This window comes from Portibacter marinus (assembly GCF_021533195.1).
Taxonomy (GTDB): Bacteria; Bacteroidota; Bacteroidia; order Chitinophagales; family Saprospiraceae; genus Portibacter; species Portibacter marinus.
The window spans coordinates 16,566-36,188 of record NZ_JAJNKB010000001.1 but is presented as its reverse complement, the minus strand read 5'-3'; the positions used below and the strand labels follow the sequence as shown (position 1 = coordinate 36,188).

The window sequence follows — 19,623 nt, the reverse complement described above, 5'->3', positions numbered from 1 at the left end:
AGATGATTAATTAATGCCCTGATAGTTATCAATTTTCAATGTATATCTACCACATTGTTCTTTAGGCGCAGTAAAATCGGGCTCATACTTATATTTTTGCAAGGCAGATAAGGCCTGTTTCAATAGCGTTTTATCCTTAATCGTTGTCAGGTTATTGATGATCTCAACATAGGTCACCGTACCTCTTCTATTGATACAGACTTTAAAAGTAATTCTACCTGACTTACCAGATGCATTTGCGATCATACTGGGATCTCTATAAGTGACCCTTCTTCCAAAAACACCATCGCCAGAATCATCATATTCACCTAAGCCAGCTCCACCGTCGCCGATGCCGCTATCACCATCATCACCACTGGCGTCATTTCCTGCTCCATCACCTGAAGTAGATTTACCTACTCCAGTAGTTTGTCCTCCATTAGGTGAAGTTGTTTTGGAATCACTTCCCGACGTTTTGACAGCGCCCGAGCTTCCAGAACCACTTGTATTTGTCTTAGTGGGTTTCGAAGAAGGCTTAGAAGTTGGTTTAGAAGGTGTAGGGACCGGTTCTGGTTCAGGGTCTTCCACTTTAATTGGCTCTTCCTCTACGGCAACTACATCACTAATTCTATCAAGAATTCTTGTGAATACTGGTTTGGTGGGTTCAGGAGTTTCTACAACAGGCTCCGGTTCCGGTTCCGTCTCTGGCTCTGGTTCTTCTACCGGCACAGGCTCAACCTCAGGTTCCGGTTCCGGCTCTTGCTCCGGCTCAGGAGTTACTTCTGCTCTTTGAAATTTCTCATCTTTCGGTGCCGGTGCTCCTGCAGTAGATTGACTTTTAAAACTAGCGGAACTCTTACCATCCGAGAAATTTACGGCTACAGCATATTGCTTGTCAATGCTTCTATTGGGAACTTCAATAGGCATTTTCCAAAGTAAAAACAATAGAAGTAATAGCAATAGGTGAACTCCTACAGAAAATCTTTTAGATCTTCTCTGTATTCTTTGTTCTTGTATGGTCGCTGGAATTTGCATAGATCTTTATTTTAAAGACATTAAAGTACAATCAAATTGTGTTAATGATACTTTAAATATATATTAACAGAATTATAAATACGTCAAACAGCATGCCTATTGAAAGACATACGGTGTTTTAACGTTCAATATTTTTCTAAAATTGCAAAAAAGCAGAGCTATCAGCGATAATGTGTTTAGAATGCACAATCAGGTGGAAGAGGTTCCGTATTAGCTAAACTTTCAGCAAAATCCTTATTCAGTTGGTCAGATTTGATTCCATTTTTGATCGTTCCACTCATCACTTTAGCGCCATAACCAGTGGTGTTCATATGACCTCTGATGTATAGAAAGTCATTTTCAGAAACATCGACTGGGCCACCTGATCTGCTAAAGGGTTGCTCATTCACATGACTATGACCAAGATTTCTTCTGTAAATCAGATCGCCATCCTTATTAATAATTTCCCACCAATCTGCATATTGATCACAGCCAATATCGGGACTGGATAGTTCTACGGTAAAGGTGTACTTTCCTTCTTCTCCAGAAATTTCGATCTTGGTTACCTCCACACTTTGAGATTGGTCATCCAATTGATCAGCTAACATTTTGGATTTGTCCTTCATACAGGAAATCAATAGAACGATAAGTGTTATTCGGATAATCATTTCATTATGTATTCTTCTTTCTCCAGTACTTCAACCTCCTTGCCAATAAAAAATCCTATAATCGTCCTCAAGACAATTAGGACGCTTAGCTCGATTAAACGCTCATAAGAAAGGTCTGTAACGGTGTGGATGATGTCTTTTGCTATTAAAAAATCTAATGCAAGTAAAATATAGATCCCCAATTCGCATCTGATCAGTTGTATTTTTTTGATATGCGTTTTTCTGATCTCTTTGATCTCGACAACAAGGTATTTATATAACACTTTGACCATGCCGATCAGTAAAATAATGACCGCAATCATATCGATTGTAAAGGTCAAATATGAAAGTATTCTATATAAAAGTTCCATTTTATTGAGCTAGATAGCCACCATCCAGTGCGTAGTAAGTTCCCAAGGCGAAGCTAGACTTGTCGGAGCTAAGCCATAACACCATTTCTGCCACCTCTTCCGCTTCACCCATCCGTCCGATTGGATGTGCTGCAGTCAATTGCTTCATCTGTTCCGCATTTAAGTTCTCTTCCAGAAGAGGCGTCTTGATGTAACCCGGACCTACAGCATTCACTCGTATTCCTTTAGCACCATATTCTAATCCGGCATTTTGAGTTAACCCGATTACGCCATGTTTGGCTGCAACGTATGGCGCACTTTGAGGAGTTCCGACTTTACCCAGGATAGAGGCTATATTGACAATGGCACCTCCGCCGGCTTTCAACATTTCGGGTATTTGATATTTCAAACCATAAAATACACCACTTAGGTTGATACTGATCACCTTCTGCCAATTTTCGATGCCTGTATCACCAATCAGTGCTGCTTCGCCGCCGATGCCAGCGTTGTTACACGCTATATGGAGTCCACCAAATTCAGAGACTGCTTTTTCGACACTGGCTTTACACTCCTCAGGTTTACTAACATCCGCTTTGAAAAACGACGCAATGCCATCATTCTTTTCAATTATCTTCACAGTTTCTTCTCCTCCTTCTACATCGATATCAGTAACTAATACTTTAGCCCCTTCTTTTGCATAGGTGACAGCGACTGCTCTACCGATTCCTGATCCTCCACCTGTGACCAATGCGACTTTACCTTTTAAGATTCCCATAGTTTTTGCTTTCGCTAGTCTATCAGAAATCAATTTGTTCGGCTAGGCACTGAACTTTTTATGATAGTCTACAATGGCTTGCTTGATGACTTCAATGGCGGTACTCCGGTTTTGAAATTCATCTACTACCACGGTCTTATTTTCTAGCTTTTTATAGTCTTCAAAGAAAGAACGGAGCTCATTAATCCAATGATCAGGTAGTTCTTCTATTTGATCATAGTGGTTGACACTCATATCATTAGCTGCGACTGCAATTATCTTATCGTCCATTTCTCCGCCATCCATCATACGCATAACGCCGATTACTTTGGCTTTGACAAGCGTCATGGGTACAATTTCTATTTGAGAAAGTACCAATATATCCAAAGGATCATGGTCATCACAATAGGTCTGGGGTATAAATCCATAATTAGCCGGATAGTTGATTGAAGAATAAAGAACTCGATCTAAAATGAGCATTCCAGATTCCTTATCCAATTCATATTTGGCCCTGCAATTTTTAGGAATTTCAATGATTCCGGTCACAAAGTTAGGCGCCTCGGTACCAGTAGGTACATCATGCCATGGATGTACGTTCATAATTTTCGTTTTTTAGTCCCAAACGCCGTTCTTGGCGGTTAAGATGATGGGTTCTTTATCGGTTACCACGATCGTATGTTCGTGTTGGGTAACAAATCCTCCTTTGTTACCGACAAGAGTCCAACCGTCACTTTTTTCTACGGCTACTGTCGATTGGGTTGAAATAAATGTTTCTATGGCAACGACTGAATCTTTTTTGAATCTGTCACGATTGAACCGGTCTCTGTAATTTAATATATCTTCCGGAGGCTCGTGGAGACTTCTTCCCACACCATGACCCGCCAGGTTTTTAATCACTTTATATTTTCGCTTTTTTGCACCTGTTTCAATGATTCTTCCGATTTCATTGATTTTCACTCCACCTCTTATGGCGTAGATCGCTTCTTTTAATATATCTTTAGATGCTTGCACCAGCGGCTTATGATCATGAATATCTTCTCCTAAGATAAATGACCCACCATTGTCAGACCAAAAGCCATTTTTCTCACCTGAAACATCAATATTGATCAGGTCTCCCTCTTGCAATTTTCTTTTTTTGTTGGGTACACCATGGGCAACTTCATTGTTCACGCAAATACAAGTATATCCCGGGAATTGATAAGACTCGTATGGCGCTGACCTTGCTCCAAATTTCTTTAAGAGTTTACCACCATATTCATCGATTTCCTTTGTGGTCATACCTACCTCTGTAAAAGCTCTCATTTTAGCCAAAGTCAATGCAACAATCTCACTGATTTCCTGCATTCCCTTCAATTCTTCTTCTGTTCTAATTATCATTTTTTACTTTTCAGTGAATTTGTACCCAATACCCCTTACGGAAATAAAATATTCTGGATTTTTTGGATCTTTTTCAAAGTACTTCCTAAAAGACAATAGAAAGTTATCAATAGTTCTGGTTGCGGGATAAACATCGTAGCCCCATACTGTTTTAAGAATCTGCTCTCTGGATACGGCCTCATTTTTACGTTCAATTAATAATTGAAGTAGCTGGGCTTCTTTTTTGGTTAGGAAAAATTCTTTACCATTCCCTGAAGCTTCATAAGAAGAAAAATTAATAGAGTTATCACCAAATGTATATATTTCAGAGGTGGCCCTTTCGGTCTTATCTTTTCTATTGATTAATTTTTCGACCCTTAAAAGTAGCTCTTCAAGATTGAAAGGCTTGACCAAATAGTCATCAGCACCCATCTTAAGACCCTGTACTCTATCTTCTGCGGTATCTTTAGCCGAGACAATGATGATTCCAATTTCTTTGTTATTAAGCCTAACTTGCTCACATATTTCAAATCCATTGATTTCAGGTAACATAACGTCAAGGATGATCAAATCGAAATATTGGCTCTTAGCAAGTTCTAACGCCTGTTTACCCTTATCAGCAACAACCACTTCATAACCTTCTAATTCAAGGTTCATTTGCATTACCTTCTGTATGGACAATTCATCCTCTACAAGCAATATTCTCTTACTCATCGTTTTATCATTTCATTGGAATAGCAAGTTCAAAGATAGTTCCCTCCGGTTCATTATCCCTAACCATTACCTTCATGTTTAGTTTACTACTCAGTTCATTTACCAAATAAAGTCCAAGACCCGTTCCCTGACTTGTTCTTATATTTTCATCTCCTATTCTGTAAAATTGATCAAAAATCTTTCTTTTTTCGGCTTCCGGGATGCCTTGTCCCTGATCTTCGATGGTCAGTCTAATTTCCTGATTTTTGTTATACAGTCTTATGATCACCATTTTGTGCTTATATGAGTACTTGACCGCATTATCCAGAATATTAGAAACAATGAGATATAAACTTGACTCATTGGTTTTAGCCGTATAGTGGGATCCTTCCCTGACAAACTTAAATTCAAAGGCAGGGTAATTTCTTTGATAACTCGCTAATAAATCTTCTATGATATGATGGACATTGACCGATTCTAATACTAGTGTAGTTTTAGGATTTAATCTTGCCGCCATCAATAAATCCTCCACTAGTTTATGCAGCCTATCCGCTTCCATCTGACCGTTTTGTATCAAGACAGAAGTCTGTTCCTGGTTTAGTTTCTTTCTTTTAAAGGTGTCCAAAATTAAGCGAATAGCGGTAATCGGTGATTTTAATTCATGTGTCACCGATAGCAGAAAGTTTTTTTGTTGTTTTACTGCTACCATCTCCCTTTTAAACGCACGGTTTAATAGGATGATCCCTAATATCATAGCGCCTCCTATTACGATGGCCTCACCAAAGATCATATACTGTTGCCTTACGTATTCTTCCTCAAATGAAGGGTAATTGTGTGGATGAAGAGACTGTAGCTCATAAATTGTATTGGTCTTGCGGTTCAGTAAAAGGGCCCACCAAACTAATGCAGCCAACATATATCCCACCACAATTATGGAAAACACCCTTACTTTTGTTTTATTATTCATCATAAATTATGCTGCATCAAATGCATGTATATGCAAATTCTTCATATATATAAAAATATAATGTATCTTTACGATTATATGATATATTTGCGGACCAATTTTAGAAAGCAATGAGTACAATCCATTCAAAAATAGGTGCAAATATAAGGAACTACACTGAGCTTAACAAAGGGTCAAACAGGAGTAGGGTAGGTCATTTGATTAGGCCATCTTCGAATTCATACGGCCTACCTGTTCTAGAATTAAAGCCTATTAGTAAAGCAGTCGCAAATACTGAGGCTGTAACTACTATAGATAGAGATACGATTGGAAATGTGGAGTTGAGAACGAATAAGCATGCTGACCGAAATTTTTTAATCGGCACGGCATGCGCAGCTGCTATCTTTCTTGTTATGATTTTCAGTTATCATGTATTTGTAATGGAACAGGACAAAGTTGTGATGTCAGGGGAAACTCCTATAAACATTGATCAAAAAAGGTTGAACCATTCACCGGAATCTGTATATGTGAGTGATGTGTATACTCCGGAATATATTCCAGGGGTAACAAAAGAAGAAGAAGTGGCAACTTGTGCATTGATTGTAGGTTCTTTCGCTCGCCAGAGTAACGCAATAGAAATGCAGCAGAAGGTTTTATCTGCTGGATTTGAATTGTATACGGAAGAATTTCAGAATTTCTACAGGGTTGGAATATCTTATGACTGCTCTGATATTAAAGGTGCTTCTTTTTTAGAAGTTGAGAAGGTGATAGGTGTAGACCCATGGTTGCACATCAGCTTTTAGTTATTTACTAATAATCTCAATTTCTACCCTTTGATTTCTTCTTCGACCTTCTTTTGTTTCATTTGAAGCAATAGGTTGTCTCTTTCCATACCCTTTGTAGGAGATTCGATCTTCAGGAATTCCTTTGTCATACAAGTAATCAGCAACAGATTTCGCTCTTGCTGTCGAAATCCGATCACAATAAGCGTGCGAAGGAATACTATTGGTATGTCCGCCTATTTCAATCTTAACATGATCATTTTCCAATAAAAACTCGTAAACTTCATCTAAAGATTCGTAAGAGTCCAAAGTGATATCGGTACTGTCAGCTTCGTAGTAAATATTTTTGATTTCCAGCTTTTGGCCCACGGTCACCCTGTCTATCGACAAATCTGCCATGATTTTGGCTTTCATTTCTATTTCCTCCTCCAATACACAACCATTGGCATCAACAACTTTAATATTCACAAGCCCATCTTCCAACCTTCTGGCTCTATCACCGGTTTCACCATTGGACCAAGTGATAATGTAGGGCGCAGTTCCTCCTATTACATCAATTTTAACATTACCATCTTTTCGACTAAGCGCCGAAGGTGACTTCCTACTGATGATTTTCATCTGGAGTGCTGGCTTGCCCTCAATACTCAGCGAAGAACTAGCGGATTGACCGTTAGCATCGACTACAGTATACTGATATTGACCAGCAGGTAAAGAAACATCACGGCTTGCTCCCTTTTCATTGTTCCATTCTATCTGGTATGGGCCTTTACCTCCCGCTATGTCTAAAGACACCTCTGCCAAATCTCCAGAACATGCTATTTCATTTTTGATCCTGGAGGTCACATTTAATTTAGCTGTTTCAATTTTGGATTCAGCTTGATTTCGTTCTTGTTCCTCAACCTCTGTTCTGCCTTCTACCAGTGGATCCTCGGCCACTTTTTCGATTGCAATGTCTTGTTGTTCTTCCAATGTGGAACCTTCTCCTGAATCTGAATTGATTTCAGCTGCAAGAGTAGTATTGTCCTCGGTAACCGTTTCTTCGATGGATGCGAAAGTAGCTTGGCCGATAGGTTCTACAATTTGTTCCGTTACCAATGGCATTCCGTTTCTATTGGCTTCCTCGATTTTCCTATCTCTGGAAGCAATGAGTTCCTGAACATTGCGAGCTTCATCTGCATATCCAAACAGAAAAAGTCCACCTCCTTCTGTTCCCAACCAAATTCGGTTGTCCCGATCGCTTTCTACTGCGTTACAGACTTTACTGACGATGGCTGTATTCTCCGCATAGCTTTCGATGGTTTCGTCATAAGGATCATATCTCACTAGAATGTCTGAGGCCATATACAAGCGGCCAGTGGAATCCGCTGTAATATCCCGAATTCGTCCTTTTCGCAGTCCTCGATCAATTGCTGCGGGATACCATCTGTTAAAGTCATCGACCACCCACATTTCCTGATCAGAAACCAGCCATAACCCTTCGTGGTTGTAATGCATGGCCTCCATACTTAATTTTTTCTCGTAGGTCTTCCATTTGTCCTTTTTATTAATGAATACAATCCCCTGATCAGTCCCGATCCACATTTGTTTTTGTTTGTCAATGTGGATGAAAGCCACATTGTTAGAAGGAAGACCTGATTTTTTATCGTATTCAATTTTTCCCATTTCATTAGTCCGGGTTAGAACAGTGAGAATTCCCTGATTGGTAGCGATCCATATTTTCCCTTTTGAATAGTCAATGTCTCTTATTTGAATACCAGGAGCATTGTAATTGGTGGTTTCTCCGGTACGCATGTTTTGCAAAAAGCGATTGTTGACAGAAGCCCAAATTTCATCGTTTCCTACATGACATAGTGCATCAATGGGGCTTTTGCTCAAAAGCCTGGTTTCCAGATTTTTTCCATCTATTTTGAACAACCCTACATTAGAGGCAATGTAGATATGGTTCTGATGTACCAAAATATCCTTTACAGTTGCATTCGCTGGAATGGTTTTTACTCTTTCTAATCGAAATTCACCTTGACCATTGACAAAGAAAAAGAGGAGGGATAAGAAAAGACAAAACACGATTCGCATAACTCATTATAATTTTATAAGGACCTTCCTTATTAATGGTGTAAAAAAAGAGGTAGTTCCCTATCGCAATAACCTTTTATTTAATGATGCGCATCCATCCCTTAACATTGAAATCTGCGATGGTATAAATTCCATTGTATTCTGCAAGAATAAGCTCCTGTCTGGTTTTGGTACCCATATTTTGCTGTACCATCTCTATTTTTCCATTTTCAATAGAACTTATAATGCCCATGTGACCAAACGGATTATCCTCACTTGCATCATAAATGATCAAATCATCTATCTGAGGCATGTGTCTTCGTGTATTTCTAAATTGAAGCATTCCACGTTCCTCATTGAATTCCTGATCTGCTAATTCATCATCAAAAAACTCCTTGGCATGGCCATATGAATCGGGCATTTGATGATTGTATTTCTCATAGTAATAACGTTTTACAAATTCAATGCATTGCCATTTCAATCCCAGATTATAACCATCTTCAGTTATGTTTCTACCGCTTGTATTCTTAAAGAAGCCGTTGTAGTATATGGGAACACCATTATAAGAATCTATTACTGTTCCTACATCTGGATTGTGATTGGTCATCGAAAGCCCCAGCAGGCAAAAGAAAATTAGAACAAATTTAGTGCTCATTGCGTTAAAAGAATTGTCCCACAAAATTAGGCTTATTTATAAAATAAATTGAAGAACGTAGTATTTAGTTCCGTCGTTCGTCGTCTAACGCTTATATTTGCAGGTCTATAAATAGCAAAAACATGTTTGATAGTTTACAGGATAGAATGGAGAGTGCCTTTAAAAATCTTAAAGGTGAAGCTAAATTAACAGAGATTAATGTCGCTCAATCTATCAAGGAGATCAGGAGAGCTCTGGTAGGAGCGGATGTAAATTACAAGATTGCCAAAGAGTTTACGGATAAGATTAAGGATGAGGCCCTGGGTTCAAAGAATGTCTTAAAATCTGTGAAACCAGGCGAGTTAATGGTCAAGATCGTCATGGACGAAATGACTGAACTCATGGGAGGGCAGGCTACAGGCATCAATATAAAGGGTAATCCGGGAATCGTCCTGGTTGCAGGTCTTCAGGGTTCCGGTAAAACAACTTTTTCTGGAAAGTTGGCCCTGTTCCTGAAAGAAAAAAAATCTAAAAATCCATTATTGGTGGCATGTGATGTTTACAGGCCTGCGGCGATTGATCAGTTGACCGTATTAGCAGAGCAAGTTGGTTGTGCAGTTTATAAAGAGCCAGAAAATAAAAATCCCGTCGAAATTGCTCAGAATGCAATTGCATATGCTAAAGGACACAGTCATGACGTAGTAATCATAGATACTGCGGGAAGACTTGCTATCGATGAGAAGATGATGACGGAGATCAGAAACATCAAGTCGGGGATCGAGCCAACGGAGACTTTATTTGTGGTGGATTCTATGACCGGTCAGGATGCCGTTAACACGGCACTTGCTTTCAATGATGTGATAGACTACGATGGCGTTGTGCTTACCAAGCTTGATGGTGATACGAGAGGTGGTGCTGCTTTGTCAGTAAAGTATACGGTGGGTAAACCGATCAAATTTGCTTCAACGGGCGAAAAATTAAATACACTGGATGTTTTTTATCCGGAGCGTATGGCCCAACGAATTTTGGGAATGGGAGATATCGTTTCATTCGTTGAAAAAGCTCAAGATCAGTTTGACGAAGAAGAGGCGAAACGGCTGGAGAAGAAAATCAAGAGAAACAAATTTGATTACAATGATTTCTTGCAACAAGTAAATCAAATCAAAAAAATGGGTGACCTGAAGTCTTTGATGGGGATGATTCCAGGAATGGGTAAGGCGATCAAAGACATCGATATCAATGATGGCGCCTTCTCGAAGGTAGAATCTATTATCTTTTCCATGACACCTGAGGAGCGCGGTAAGCCAGACTTGTTAAACATGAGTCGAAAAAGAAGAATTGCGAAGGGGTGCGGCCACAATATTCATGAGATCAATATGTTTGTGAAGCAATTTGAGCAGATGAGGAAAATGATGACTCAGATGAGCAAAGGTAAGGGCATGGAACGTATGATGCAGCAAATGCAGCAGAGAAGATAGAATTAATGCATTAATCTTTTCTTCATCGCCCATTCTGTCCATGAACCATCAAAAACCGTCTTTTTCTGTGGAGTCTGTGCAATTTCAGAAGCCAGTAATAAAATACATGCAGTGATCCCTGAGCCACAAGAAAATATAACCGGTTTGTTATGTTGAAAGAAATGTTCCAATTGGTTCCGCGATTTAAACTTGCCGTTTTCCAAGACTTCAGTATAGGGTAGACTGACACTCCCGGGAATGTTTCCACTTTGTAGGTCAGCTCTAGGCTCAGGCGCGCTACCTTCGAATCTACCAGAAGACCTTGCATCCAATAAAATGGCTTCTTCAGATTCGATATTCTCTTCCACTGTGTCAATATTGCAAAAGTAGTCGGCATTAAAATCAGCTATAAAATTGCCCTTAGCGTTTTTATGGTTTTGAACAGCTTCTGTTTGATAACCTTTGTATATCCACTCGGGGAGTCCACCGTCTAATACATATACTTCTTGATGCCCCATTGATCTAAACATGTACCATACCCTAGCGGAGGTATAGATGCCCAGATTATCATAAACAATGATTATGGAATTTTCATTGATTCCCAGGTTGCGAGCCTCAGCCTCGAACTGATCTTTATTAGGCATCATATTAGGATATTGACTATCAGCGTCACTAAAACTACCTTTTAAGTCAAAAAATCTAGTACCTGGAATTTGCGTTTTGCGCTCCTTCTTGTCAGGAAGTCTTGCATCTAAAATAACAACCCATTCATCGTAGAGATGCTCATTCAACCATTCGACAGATTTTATCATAATTTTTCTTCTAAATTTAACACTTCCAATCCATAATCATATTGCAAATCCTCATGCAGTTTTACCATGGTTTTCTTGATCGATATGACCTCTCTTTCAATAATACCTTTGAGAACGCTAGACCTCTTATATGAAGGAACATGCTTCATCATCTGTTTGCAAAAGTAAATGAGCAAATCCACATTCGTTTCTGGATTTTTAGAATAGCGAATATACTTCTTGGTATCTCTTAATATCTTACGGACGCTCTTTTTATTGTAGTAAAATGACGTGTTGTTAATTTCAATAAAGCGATCTTCAATCTCCTCTTTGATGGTATCACGATAAGCTTCTTCGTTAGAGGCCTCGAAAAGCAGATACGTCAATAATTCCTTACTTTCCTTTTTGAATTTTGCCATATGAAGGCATATTTCGACGAGTTGTTGATGGTTTTTAAGTAGAAGTTCTTTTTTTAATTCTCTTATTCCAGCTGCTTTCATAACCTAAAAATAAAAAGCCCATCATTGCTGACGGGCTAAAGTGTAAAATTTTATATTATTTGCAGTTAGATTCTTCTAACGTTGTGTGCATTTAATCCTTTTTTACCTTCTTTTAATTCAAATTCTACTTCGTCACCTTCTCTGATATCGTCGATCAAACCGGAAACGTGAACAAAATGCTCATTGTTAGAATTGTCTTCTTTAATAAATCCAAAACCTTTGGTTTCGTTAAAGAATTTTACTGTACCTGTGTTCATTGTACTTTACTTAATAAATGATTTAATGCTGCAAAGGTAGGGTAATAAATTTACTTTCAGAATAAAATTTGATTTTTCAAACACTAAATTCTCCAATCCAGTTAGAATTCTATGTGGATGAAGTTGATCGCTGTGCTTGATTAGAAAGTACGATTACCGGTCTGGCTTTATGCGTAAGATGTCATTTTTTATATTTGTGTCTAACCTATTTACTAGGAGGCATACTTGGTCTCACTTCCACCTTAGATGGTAAAGTTCTCGGGTTCATGGTTAATAAATCCAGCACCAATTTCCCGATGTCTTCAGGTTGTATTTTCCAATCATCCTCAGGGCTTGGTTCATTACCATTAAAGTAAGTTGCTACTGAACCGGGCATAATTGTACTTACTTTCACACCATCTTGTCTTAAGTCAAGCATAATGGCCTGCGTAAAACCGACCAATCCAAATTTACTGGCATTATATGCCGATCCTTGCGAAAAAAAGTTGGTCCCAGCAAGGCTGGCTATTGTAATGATGTAACCTTTTGACTTGATGATTTCATTTACTGCAGCCTTTACAGAATTAAAGACACCTGTAAGGTTCGTATCAATGGTTTGGTGCCAATGTTTTTCAGTCATATCCTTAATATTAGCAAAATGCCCCACACCGGCATTGGCGATCAAAACATCTAAAGAACCAAAAGCTTCTACAGTTTTTTTAACCGCCGCTTCTTCTGAATTCATATCCGTGACATCGGATTCGATTCCTATGACATTGGGATTGCTTTCCAGTTTCAGTGCTTCTGCAGCTTGATCAGCAGCCTTCTGACTTCTGCTGGTAATGGCAACTTTGGCCCCTTCTCCAACCAATATTTCAGCTATCCCATAACCAATTCCTTTGGATCCTCCCGTAATGAGGATTACTTTATCTTTCATCATCTTCTATTTTATGAATGGAATGATTGAATGGGGTGAATTGTTCAGAATTTATGTTCTTATCTGGCCGTTTCCAAAAACATAATATTTATTGGTCACCAGTTCTTTAAGTCCCAGCGGTCCTCTATGATGCAACTTGTCGGTGGATATTGCTAATTCTGCTCCTACACCCATCTGACCGCCATCCGTAAATCTAGTGGATGCATTATGATAGACGGCAGCATTGTCAACTTGATCCATGAAATGCATGGCAGTTTCTTCATCCTCGGTCATTATGGTCGATGAATGCCCACCAGAATGACGATTAATTTTATCAATAGCCTCCGTCGCATTATCAATGAGGCCAACACAACACTTCATGGCCAAAAATTCTTCTGACCAAATCTCCTGATCTTCAATTAAAACGCTATTAGTCATGTATTCATGTGCTTCTTGATCTACTAATACCTGAACATCATTTTCCTGTAAAAGAGATTGAAGTTCATTCAATTTCTGCCCTAATGCAGCTATACTTCGATTGATTAAGATCTTATCAAGAGCATTACAGGCAGAAATCTTGTGAGTCTTAGCGTTAATGATGACTTTTTTCGTGGTTTCCCAATCCGCATCAGTATGTACATACATGAAATTATTACCTCTTCCACTAACCAATACAGCACATTTCGCATTTTCTTTTACAAATTGGATCAGCTTTTCACCACCTCGAGGCACTATCAGATCTAGTTTCTCAGTAGGAGAGACGAGAAAGTCACGAGTCTCTTGCCTGGACAGTTCAAGGTATTCAATCCAATTATTAGATAGATTATTTTCTGATAAAGCTTTGTGCCAAAGTTCCACAAGAGCTTTATTACTAAATTTTGCCTCCTTACCCCCTTTGAGAAATATTTTGTTACCAGCTTTAAAAGCAAGCACCGCAGCTTCAATCGTCACATCAGGTCGGGATTCGTAAATAATCATAATGGTACCAAAGGCTGCCGTACGGTTAATCACCTTTAGCCCATTATCAGTTGTAATTTCACTGATCACTTTCTTGACCGGATCCTCCTGCGCTAAAACCTCCCGAAGTGATCGTTTCATATCGTCGATTTTTGTATTGTCGACAATCAACCGATCCAATAAAGCCTGATCATCACGATCAAAATGGTTGACGTCTTTTTTGTTTGCTTTAAGAATCATTGACCTGTTTTCGTCTAAAAGACGAATCATTGACCTTAAAACATTGTCTTTTATTTCGGTATTTATCTGCTTCACTTTTAATATTTTAAACGGTAATTTTTGTGCATACTTTCTTGCCTGCCATGATATCTAAAATAACGTTTGGTCGCTTTCCATTTGCAATGTAGGTCGAAATTTTATTGGCAGCAAGACACTGATAATATCTCTTTCAAATAGTTCTGCTACCTGGGATACTACTTGTTTCAAAATAGGAAGGACAATTCTATTTCTAGAATTGGTCATCACATTTTTTCCAATTTTAATAACTATGCTCTCTTTCTCCTTCATGACGATTTTAATATTTACTTCCTAATTCCACTGCTCTGTTAAAGGCAGCGAATGCAGCATCCTTGATTTTTTCACTTAACTTGTTGTCGTCCATAGAATCTAAAGCGGCTCTGGTGGTACCTCCTTTAGAAGCTACTCTGTCCATCCAATCATCTGGAGTCAGCTTGGATGCGTTAAACAATTGTACTGCTCCTTCAAAGGTCTGTGCTACTAAAAACTTAGCATCATTCTCAGAAAATCCCATTTGTAGGGCCGCGTCCATCATGCTCTTCATGAAATAAAAGACATATGCCGGACCACTTCCCGAATTCCTGTAGAAGCATCAAGAAAAACTTCGCTGTCTACATAAATCGATCGACCAGTTGTGTCTATCAAATTCTCTACTGTTAATAGTTCAACTTTGGAGACTTCAGGCGAGGCCGTGAAGGATGTCATTCCTTTTCCAATTTGAGCAGGAAGGTTAGGCATAGCCCTGACGACCTTGCTAATGCCGAGTGCAGATTGAATGCGTTCAATGCTGACCCCTGCCATGATGGAAATAACAATTTGTCCTTTAGAAACTAAAGGCTTTATTTTTTTAAACAATTCCTCACTATGGTAAGGTTTAACAGCTATAAAAATAATGTGCGCTTCAGGTACGCAATCTTCAGGTTTCAGAAAGGCGTCAAAGTGGGATAATTTAGTCAAAGATTTGACTTTGTCTTCCGCACTATCAAGGATCATAATATTCCTTTTCCTTAACAGCTTTGATTTAGACATGGCTTCAGCATAGGTAGAACCCATATTACCTCCGCCAATTACTAATACTCTCATTTTTCTAATTGCTTTAGTCGACTGTACCTTAAAAGTTATGAGGAAAAGAGTTCAGATTTATAACCAAATGGTACAATACATAAAATAAATTTCTTTTCCGTTGGGACAGAACAAAATTATGCAAAAGATATTTAAACAAGGAATCGGAAGATTATTTATCTACTTTAATGGTAAAACATAGAATAAAATATTATGCTTACATTTTAAAAATATAAAAACATGTAAGGCCTATTCTTTTATTTTAAAATGATGCTCTTTATCATTTCGCTTAGACCATCAATTCTTCTGTTTAATTTTTGATAAGCCAGAAGTAAAATATTTCGTTTTACTCTCCAACCTTTAGCATAAAATCAATAATACTGTATTCAGCTATCGAAACTAGTAGAAATAAGCTTTCTTGCCTGATCAGTGAAAATAATCTCTTCTCGGTAGCGAAAGTTTTAATTTCTTAAACTACAATTGAATTTAAGCAAAGGTAAAATGTATCGGGAAGAAAAAGTAAGAGAGTGAGAACGGGCGGGCTCGAACCGCCGACCCCTAGCCTGTCAAGCTAGTGCTCTAAACCAACTGAGCTACGCTCTCATTACTTTCGCGACGCAAGATATAAATAAATCAAAAATCCACACCAGCCAGATCAATAAAAAATGCATATTCCATCGCCGTTTCTCGAAATCTCTTGAATCTTCCGGAAGCACCTCCATGTCCGGCACCCATATTCGTATAAAGTAAAAGGAGATGATCATCTGTTTTTTTGTCCCTCAATTTGGCAACCCATTTTGCTGGTTCCCAGTACTGCACTTGCGAGTCATGATAACCTGTGGTCACTAGCATGTTGGGATATTCCTGTTCTTTCACATTATCATATGGCGAGTAAGATTTAATGTAGTCATAATACTCTTTAATGTTTGGATTACCCCACTCATCATATTCTCCGGTTGTAAGAGGGATCGTATCATCCAACATCGTCGTGACTACATCTACGAAAGGGACAGCAGCAACCACGCCTCGCCATAATTGGGGAGCCATATTAATCACAGCACCCATTAGTAAGCCGCCTGCACTTCCTCCCATGGCAAATAGTTTATTCGGATGACAATAACGTTCATGAACTAGAAACTCACCGCATGCTATAAAATCAGTGAAGGTATTTTTCTTCTTCAAGAGCTTGCCATCGTCATACCAGTGCCTTCCCATTTCCTCTCCGCCTCGAATATGAGCGATTGCAAAGACAAATCCACGATCCAACAAGCTTAATCTCACACTACTGAAGTATGGATCCATGCTATGACCATAGGAACCATATGCGTATAACAATAGCGGAGCGGTTTCATTGATCTCCGTATCTTTGTGATAGACCAACGAGATAGGCACCTTCATACCATCTTTTGCTATGGCATTCAACCTTTCGGATCTATAATCATCAGAATTAAATTCACCTACCACTTCTTGCTGCTTTAGAAGCTTCATGTCTTTCGACTTCATATTATAGTCATAGGTAGAATTCGGGGTCTTCATAGAGGTGTATCCGATACGTAAAATCTCCGTATCAAATTCCGGGTTCGTAGATGTGTAGGCCATACAAGCTTCTTCTTCAAACTCGATATAATGTTCCTCTTTGTGATTAGACCAAGGAATTACTCTTAGCCTGGTGATGCCTTCGATTCTTTCTGAGAGCACCAAATGCTCTTTGAAGATGTCCAGATTTTCCAACAATACTTCAGGTCGGTGTGAAATGACCTCTTTCCACTTGTCAATCGTCGTCTCCTCTTCAGAAGTGACCATCAGTCTGAAGTTTTTTGCTTCATAGTTGGTTTTAATGTACCATCTATCCTCAAAATGTGCAATGGCATATTCGTGATCTCTTTGCCTTTCTTGAAAAATTCTAAATTCTCCGGAAGGGTTGTCTGCTTCCAGAATTCGATATTCTTGAGAGACTGTAGCGTAAGAACCTATCACAAGGAATTTACGTGATTTCGTCTTGTAGATGAACGTGCTGAACGTCTCATCCTTTTCATGATAGATTTCTTCATCATGTTCAGAAGAAGTCCCTAGCACATGCTTGAAAATTTTATAGGATCTCAATGCTTCATCCTTTCTGGCATAAAAAACGGTCTTATTGTCGTTAGCCCATACCGCAGATCCTGTGGTATTTTCGATAACATCGTCAAGATGCTCGTCGGTATCCAGGTTTTTAAACCTGATGGTATAAATCCTTCTACTGACTTTATCTTCTCCATAGGCCAATATTTTGTTGTCCGGACTGACACTTCTGCCGCCTATGGCATAATATTCAGAATCACCCGCCATTTCATTGACCTCTAGCATGATTTCCTCTCGTGCTTCAAGTGTCTCTCGTTTTCTTGAATAAATGGGGTACTCTTTACCTTCCTCGTATCTGGTAATGTACCAATATCCATTAAACTTGAATGGGACAGACATATCCGTTTGCTTGATTCGTCCTATGATTTCATTAAACAAATCCTCTTGCATTTCTTCTGTATGCTGCAGAATAGCTTTAGTATAGGTATTCTCAGCCTGAAGGTAGTTGATCACATCCAAGGTCTGTTCGTCCTTCTCGACTGCATCCTTCTGAGCATCGGTGAGCTTCATCCAGTAATATTCGTCTATCCTGGTATCTCCATGCTTCGTCAGTTTAGCAGGTATTTTCTTTGCAACAGGCGGGTTTATTATCTTACTTTCCATTTATCCGATTTTGCGCAAATATAAACCATATAAAATTTCTTATGTTGTGCGCTGGAAGAATGAAATAACTTGAAGTTAGAAACGACATACCGCCAGATATTTGCGATTTCAATTCCGATCATGTTGGGCAGTGCAGTCCAAAACATTATTGCACTTACGGACTCCGTCTTTTTATTTCATTACAGTGACGTTGATTTCAGAGCAATAGGTCTGGTCAGTGTATTCTATCTCATCATTTCTGCCATAGGGTATGGATTTTCCAGAGGAGGTCAAATCATAATTGCCCGCAGATTCGGGGAGAGTGACAATCGCAACTTGGTGCGAAGTTTCTATGCTTTACTTTATTTTGAATTAGCGATCGCCACATTAATATTTACAGGTATTCAGTTTGGAGGCCAATGGTTTTTCAAACAAATTGTTTCGGACCTGGAAACATTTGATCGATGTGTCAAATATCTCATTCCAAGATCCTATGGAATTTTCTTTAGTTATCTGGGCGTCATTATTGTCGCTTTATATACCGGTATCGGCAAAACCAGGTTTATCGTGGTAGATGTGATTGTTCTGGCAACGGTCAATATGGTATTGAATTACGCTTTTATTTTCGGCAAATGGGGCTTTCCTGAAATGGGAATTGCCGGGGCAGGCTGGGCCTCATCTGTGGCTGAGTTTATCGCATTTGTCGTTTTTATCATCTATATGATTTTTGAGAAGAATCGTTTGGTCAGGGGCATCTTCTTTTTTCCAAGACTTAGTATACCCTTGGTTTGGCAGGTGTTCAAAGTTTCTATTCCCATTGTCATTCAAGTCATCATCGGGTTGGGTTCATGGTTTGTGTTTTTCAGTTTAATTGAAAACATGGGTGGAAATAAACTAGAAATCTCGAATCTTGTCCGAATAGTCTATTTAATTCTATCTATTCCCACCTGGGGTTTCAGTTCGGGGATCAATACTTTAGCTAGTAATATGAGAGGGGCAGGAAACGACGATGAGGTGATTCCGGTGATATGGAAAACGGTCAACATTAATTTTATCCTGACGGTCATCATTTCTATTCCTGTTATCTTTTATCCGGAATTCATGCTTTATCCACTGTTTGGACGCGAAGATATGACCATCATTACAGAATCTCGTCCCATACTCTATGTTTTAGGAATTATCCTGATTTTCTTTTCAAGTGGTGCCATATTGTTCAATGGAATATTAGGAATAGGGGCAACCAAGCTGGGCCTATGGATTCAAGGTAGTTTGACCTTTTTCTATATGATCTATGTCTTTGTCTTTGTAAAGTATTTTGATTCCAACCTTGTAGTTGCATGGTTTTCAGAAGTGCTGTACTGGGTATTTACCTTTTTCATCAGTTTGTGGTTTTTATACAAATTTGATTGGAGTAAAATAAAAATCTAGATAGGGCCAATGGTTGTACAAGCCATTTCTTAGAGTTGTACTACTGGTTTATTGTACTGCATACGAATA

The 19,623-nt window shown here is 38.9% G+C and carries 19 protein-coding genes, 1 tRNA gene and 1 pseudogene; 3 read left to right on the top strand and 18 right to left on the bottom strand.

Annotated elements, in window-relative coordinates:
* Positions 1 to 6: 6 nt before the first annotated feature.
* The 8 genes from L2567_RS00180 to L2567_RS00145 all read right to left on the bottom strand — a co-directional run bounded on the left by L2567_RS00180 (position 7) and on the right by L2567_RS00145 (position 5,760).
* Positions 7 to 1,014, bottom strand: coding sequence for a hypothetical protein (locus L2567_RS00180; protein ID WP_235295658.1), 1,008 nt, complete (start codon positions 1,012 to 1,014; stop codon positions 7 to 9).
* Between the two features lie 176 nt (positions 1,015 to 1,190).
* A complete protein-coding gene (locus L2567_RS00175) occupies positions 1,191 to 1,661 on the bottom strand; it encodes a hypothetical protein (protein WP_235295657.1) in 471 nt (156 codons plus the stop codon).
* Positions 1,658 to 2,011 carry a DUF1622 domain-containing protein gene (locus L2567_RS00170; RefSeq protein WP_235295656.1) on the bottom strand — a complete coding sequence of 118 codons (354 nt, stop codon included), beginning with the start codon at positions 2,009 to 2,011 and terminating at the stop codon, positions 1,658 to 1,660. The genes L2567_RS00175 and L2567_RS00170 overlap by 4 nt, the downstream gene beginning before the upstream one ends.
* 1 nt (position 2,012) lies before the next feature.
* Entirely contained in the window at positions 2,013 to 2,765 is a 753-nt protein-coding gene (locus L2567_RS00165) for an SDR family NAD(P)-dependent oxidoreductase (RefSeq protein WP_235295655.1), read from the bottom strand.
* Between the two features lie 42 nt (positions 2,766 to 2,807).
* Positions 2,808 to 3,344, bottom strand: coding sequence for an inorganic diphosphatase (locus L2567_RS00160; RefSeq protein ID WP_235295654.1), 537 nt, complete (start codon positions 3,342 to 3,344; stop codon positions 2,808 to 2,810).
* A 12-nt stretch (positions 3,345 to 3,356) separates the two neighbouring features.
* Positions 3,357 to 4,121 carry a type I methionyl aminopeptidase gene (map, locus tag L2567_RS00155; RefSeq protein WP_235295653.1) on the bottom strand — a complete coding sequence of 255 codons (765 nt, stop codon included), beginning with the start codon at positions 4,119 to 4,121 and terminating at the stop codon, positions 3,357 to 3,359.
* 3 nt (positions 4,122 to 4,124) lie between these two features.
* Positions 4,125 to 4,814, bottom strand: a complete 690-nt coding sequence (locus L2567_RS00150) for a response regulator transcription factor (RefSeq protein WP_235295652.1) — start codon at positions 4,812 to 4,814, stop codon at positions 4,125 to 4,127.
* A 7-nt stretch (positions 4,815 to 4,821) separates the two neighbouring features.
* A complete protein-coding gene (locus L2567_RS00145) occupies positions 4,822 to 5,760 on the bottom strand; it encodes a sensor histidine kinase (RefSeq protein WP_235295651.1) in 939 nt (312 codons plus the stop codon).
* Positions 5,761 to 5,870: 110 nt separating this feature from the next.
* On the opposite strand from L2567_RS00145, the gene L2567_RS00140 reads away from it, so the two are divergent.
* Positions 5,871 to 6,542 carry an SPOR domain-containing protein gene (locus L2567_RS00140; protein ID WP_235295650.1) on the top strand — a complete coding sequence of 224 codons (672 nt, stop codon included), beginning with the start codon at positions 5,871 to 5,873 and terminating at the stop codon, positions 6,540 to 6,542.
* Here L2567_RS00140 and L2567_RS00135 read toward each other — a convergent pair whose 3' ends face one another.
* Entirely contained in the window at positions 6,543 to 8,594 is a 2,052-nt protein-coding gene (locus L2567_RS00135; RefSeq protein WP_235295649.1) for an OmpA family protein, read from the bottom strand.
* A gap of 76 nt (positions 8,595 to 8,670) precedes the next feature.
* Entirely contained in the window at positions 8,671 to 9,228 is a 558-nt protein-coding gene (locus tag L2567_RS00130) for a CHAP domain-containing protein (protein ID WP_235295648.1), read from the bottom strand.
* A gap of 122 nt (positions 9,229 to 9,350) precedes the next feature.
* Between L2567_RS00130 and ffh the strand changes: the two genes are divergently transcribed.
* Positions 9,351 to 10,685 carry a signal recognition particle protein gene (ffh, locus tag L2567_RS00125; RefSeq protein WP_235295647.1) on the top strand — a complete coding sequence of 445 codons (1,335 nt, stop codon included), beginning with the start codon at positions 9,351 to 9,353 and terminating at the stop codon, positions 10,683 to 10,685.
* 2 nt (positions 10,686 to 10,687) lie between these two features.
* Here ffh and L2567_RS00120 read toward each other — a convergent pair whose 3' ends face one another.
* The 8 genes and pseudogenes from L2567_RS00120 to L2567_RS00080 form a co-directional block, all read right to left on the bottom strand.
* Positions 10,688 to 11,476 carry a sulfurtransferase gene (locus L2567_RS00120; protein WP_235295646.1) on the bottom strand — a complete coding sequence of 263 codons (789 nt, stop codon included), beginning with the start codon at positions 11,474 to 11,476 and terminating at the stop codon, positions 10,688 to 10,690.
* Positions 11,473 to 11,874, bottom strand: coding sequence for a hypothetical protein (locus tag L2567_RS00115; RefSeq protein ID WP_235295645.1), 402 nt, complete (start codon positions 11,872 to 11,874; stop codon positions 11,473 to 11,475). Before L2567_RS00115 ends, L2567_RS00120 begins: the two co-directional genes overlap by 4 nt.
* A gap of 146 nt (positions 11,875 to 12,020) precedes the next feature.
* Positions 12,021 to 12,212: a cold-shock protein gene (locus L2567_RS00110; protein ID WP_235295644.1), complete on the bottom strand. Its 192-nt coding sequence runs from the start codon at positions 12,210 to 12,212 to the stop codon at positions 12,021 to 12,023.
* Between the two features lie 205 nt (positions 12,213 to 12,417).
* Positions 12,418 to 13,128, bottom strand: coding sequence for an SDR family oxidoreductase (locus L2567_RS00105; RefSeq protein ID WP_235295643.1), 711 nt, complete (start codon positions 13,126 to 13,128; stop codon positions 12,418 to 12,420).
* A gap of 51 nt (positions 13,129 to 13,179) precedes the next feature.
* Positions 13,180 to 14,379 (bottom strand): glutamate-5-semialdehyde dehydrogenase, encoded by a 1,200-nt coding sequence (locus tag L2567_RS00100; RefSeq protein ID WP_235295642.1) that lies wholly within the window; start codon positions 14,377 to 14,379, stop codon positions 13,180 to 13,182.
* Positions 14,380 to 14,638: 259 nt separating this feature from the next.
* A pseudogene (gene proC / locus L2567_RS00090) lies at positions 14,639 to 15,444 on the bottom strand (pyrroline-5-carboxylate reductase).
* Positions 15,445 to 15,951: 507 nt separating this feature from the next.
* Positions 15,952 to 16,026 (bottom strand) — tRNA-Val (locus L2567_RS00085).
* A 30-nt stretch (positions 16,027 to 16,056) separates the two neighbouring features.
* Entirely contained in the window at positions 16,057 to 18,147 is a 2,091-nt protein-coding gene (locus tag L2567_RS00080; protein ID WP_235295639.1) for a S9 family peptidase, read from the bottom strand.
* Between the two features lie 69 nt (positions 18,148 to 18,216).
* On the opposite strand from L2567_RS00080, the gene L2567_RS00075 reads away from it, so the two are divergent.
* Positions 18,217 to 19,554, top strand: coding sequence for an MATE family efflux transporter (locus tag L2567_RS00075; RefSeq protein ID WP_235295638.1), 1,338 nt, complete (start codon positions 18,217 to 18,219; stop codon positions 19,552 to 19,554).
* The last annotated feature ends 69 nt before the right edge of the window (positions 19,555 to 19,623 follow it).